At 54.3% G+C, this 3951-nt stretch carries 2 protein-coding genes; both read left to right on the forward strand.

The features are described 5' to 3' along the window. Positions 1 to 318 precede the first annotated feature (318 nt). A complete protein-coding gene (gene cimA / locus ABX962_RS32045) occupies positions 319 to 1908 on the forward strand; it encodes a citramalate synthase (RefSeq protein ID WP_372725723.1) in 1590 nt (529 codons plus the stop codon). A gap of 13 nt (positions 1909 to 1921) precedes the next feature. Continuing rightward, a partial coding sequence (locus ABX962_RS32050) for a class I tRNA ligase family protein (protein WP_372725725.1) occupies positions 1922 to 3951 on the forward strand: 2030 nt, incomplete at its 3' end.

Genomic DNA, 3951 nt, shown 5'->3' on the forward strand with positions numbered 1-3951 from the left:
ACAGAAACAGACAATTCCGTGGCACTTCACAGCATTATCCAAACCATGATTATCCGCGTCGTCGGCATTGATAGCCGGCCATAACGCGGGGAACGAATCGGACTGGCCGCAGTCAATTGCGGAGCAGGGCTCGAATCGAGATGCCACTTTGACATTCACCCCCGAGGCCACTCATAGCTTCGGGGGTTTTTTCGTACCTGAAACACCAACGACCGCACACCGACCGCCCATTTTCCTACTTTCACTCCCTGACGCTTTGCCCGCCACACGGCTTTCGCTTCTCTGCATCCTTCCCCTTCTAACTCCAACACGCCCGCGATGAACGCCAAACCCATCTTGATCTACGACACAACGCTCCGAGACGGTTCTCAGGGCGAAGGTGTCAGTTTCTCACTTCAAGACAAGCTCAATATTGCCGAGCGGCTGGCCGAAATTGGCATCGACTTTATCGAAGGGGGCTACCCGCTGTCGAACGAGAAGGACGTGGCATTCTTTCGCGAGATCAAAAAACGCAACCTCGGCAGCACCAAGGTCTGTGCGTTTGGAATGACGCGGCGGAAATCGATGAAAGCCGAAGACGATCCCGGCATGAAAGCCTTGGTGCAAGCCGAAACACCCTGCATCACCTTGGTCGGCAAAACGTGGGACTACCATGCCACCGAAGTGCTTCGCGTCACGCTCGAAGAAAATTTGGCGATGATTGGCGAGAGCACCGAGTTTCTTGCTCGCGGCGCTGAATTGATCTACGACGCCGAACATTTCTTTGATGGTTACAACGCAAACCCCGAATATGCGATCAAAACACTGAAGGCCGCCGCGTCGGCCGGCGCGACTTGGCTCAGCCTGTGCGACACCAACGGCGGCACGCTGCCCGAGCGGATTCGCGAAGTCACCAAAGCGACAAAGGCCGCGCTTTCCGATTTCAACGTGCAAATTGGGATCCATTGCCACAACGATTGCGAGCTTGCTGTGGCAAATTCGTTGGCGGCGGTCGATGCCGGGGCAACTCAGGTTCAAGGAACCATTAACGGCATCGGGGAACGTTGTGGCAATGTCGACTTGATCACGGTGATGGCGAATCTGTCACTCAAGAAGGAAGGCTACAGCGTGCTGGGTGGCCGATCGCTACAACCGTTGACCGAACTGAGCCGTTTTGTTTACGAAACCGCCAATTTGCAGTGGCGTAACAACCAACCGTTCGTCGGCCAAAGTGCGTTCGCTCATAAAGGCGGTATGCATGTCCACGCGATCAATAAAGCGGCGAAGACCTACGAACACATTGATCCAGCCTTGGTCGGCAATGAGCGTCGCATTCTCGTCAGCGAACTTTCCGGACGTAGTAATATCGCCGCGCTGGCGACCAAGCACAATTTGGACGACGACCGCGAATTGATGGACAAGATCTTGGCCGAAGTCGTGCGACTGGAAAACGAAGGCTACCAATTCGAAAATGCGGGCGCGTCGTTCGATCTGCTAATCAAACGCGTTGCCGGCACCTACACGCCACACTTCGAAACGATCAAGTACCGAGTCGTGGCGGGGGATCGCAGCATCGAGAGCAAACAGCGTAGTGTGTTTGCGGAAGCGATCATCAAGCTCAAGGTCGGCGAGACGTTGTGGTTTGATGCTGCCGAAGGCCACGGGCCGATCAACGCGCTCGATGCCGCACTTCGCAAAGCGCTTGCCGACGAATACCCAATGCTCGCAGAGATGCGTTTGACCGACTACAAAGTACGCGTCGTTGAATCGAGCAGCGGTACCGAGGCATCGATCCGAGTGAATATTGAAAGCTGTGATGACCACGAATCGTGGGGCACCATTGGCGTCAGCGAAAACATTATCGAAGCGAGCTGGAGCGCGCTGGTCGATGCCGTCGAATACAAACTTCACAAATCCGAAAAAAAGTAACGCTAGAAAAATCATGACGATTCCGACTCGATTTGAACATTCGGACGCTGTAGCGGACATTGCCAAAGCTTGGGAAGATGCAAGATGCGCTCACGCCGAACCCAATCCTGATCGCAAACCCTTTACGATTGTGATCCCACCGCCGAACGTGACCGGGGCACTGCACCTGGGGCATGGCTTGAACAACACGCTGCAAGACATCGTCATTCGCACCAAGCGAATGCAAGGTTTTGAAACGCTATGGATGCCTGGCACCGATCATGCCGGTATCGCAACGCAAGCGGTTGTTGAAAAACGACTCAAAGAACAAGAAAACAAGTCGCGTCACGATCTTGGTCGCGAAGCGTTAGTCCAGCGAATTTGGGATTGGAAAGAACAATACGAGAAACGGATCCTCGACCAACTCAAACGCATGGGATGCAGTTGCGATTGGGAGCGAGTTCGGTTCACCTTGGACGACCGCTGCGCTGCCGCGGTGCGAGCGACCTTCTTTGATCTGTTCAGCAAGAAACGGATCTACCGCGGCAAACGACTGGTCAACTGGGATACTTATTTGCAGACCGCGGTCAGCGACGATGAAGTGATCAACCAGACCGAAAAAGGTCATTTTTGGCACATTTTCTATCCGGTTGTTGATCCCAAGCCGGGCGAACCGTCGCGAATCGAAATTGCCACCACGCGTCCTGAAACGATGCTAGGCGACAGCGCCGTCGCGGTGCACCCCGATCCCGAAGCGGCGATGGACAAGCTCGAAGCGGATCTGAAAACAAAGCGTGACACCGCATCCGCCGGCGAAAAGAGTGAGATCGATAAACAAATCGAAGCCCTCGTGGATCGCCGCAAAACGATGTTGCCGCTGCTGATCCAATTGCGTGACATGGCGCTGGACGGTCGCAAAGTGATGTTGCCGTTGATGAATCGTGAAATCCCAATCGTTGCCGACGAATGGGCCAAACCCGAGATGGGGACCGGATGCGTCAAGATCACGCCGGCGCATGACCCGAATGACTACGAAGTCGGAAAGCGGGTTGGATTGGCGATGATCAACATCCTGAACGCCGACGGAACAATGAATTCCGAGACCGGAGTTTATGAGGGTTTGACGATCAAAAAGACGCGAGCCAAGGTGCTCGAAGATCTCGAGGCACTCGATCTGCTTGGCGAAATCGAGGATCGTGAAATTGAGTTGCCGCTGAGCGACCGTAGCAAGACCCCGATCGAACCGTACTTGGCCGACCAGTGGTTCGTGGCGATGGAAGAGCTGGCTCAATCCGCCATGGATGCCGTTTCAACCGAGCAAGTCAAGATTTTCCCCGAGCGTTATCGCAAAGGCTATCTCGATTGGTTGAGCGAAAAACGTGATTGGCCCGTCAGTCGTCAATTGTGGTGGGGGCATCAAATTCCGATTTGGTCACTTGGTGGGATCAGCGAAGCCGATGCAAACGCGGCCGCAGAAAAGATCAAAGCGTTCTCGGAATATGCTTCGGGCAAGATTGCCGATCGGATCGACGAAAACGAAGACGGCACCTACTCGCTATTCGTTTGTTTGCGAAGCGATGATCCGAAGCTCGAAGCAAAAGTCGAGGGATTGGGATTGGTCCGTGACCCCGATGTTCTGGATACGTGGTTCTCATCGGCGCTATGGCCTCATAGCACGCTCGGATGGCCCGAGCAAACTGCGGAACTCGAGTACTTTTACCCGACCAGCACGCTGATCACCTCGCGTGACATCATCACGTTGTGGGTCGCGCGAATGGTATTGATGGGGCTCAATAACGTCGGCAAGATCCCGTTTAACGAGGTCTTCATTCACCCCAAAATCCTTGATGGATTGGGGGAAACGATGAGCAAGAGCAAAGGCAACGGCGTTGACCCGATTGACGTGATCGAAAAGTTTGGTCCCGATGCACTGCGTTTTGGATTGGCTCGGTTGGCAACCGAAACGCAAGACGTGCGGATGCCGGTCCAGTACGAGTGTCCGCATTGCGAAAAATTGATTGACCAAACGAAGAAGAACCGATCCTTGCCGAAGCTGGATTGCCC

The organism is Novipirellula sp. (assembly GCF_041583735.1).
GTDB lineage: Bacteria > Planctomycetota > Planctomycetia > Pirellulales > Pirellulaceae > Novipirellula.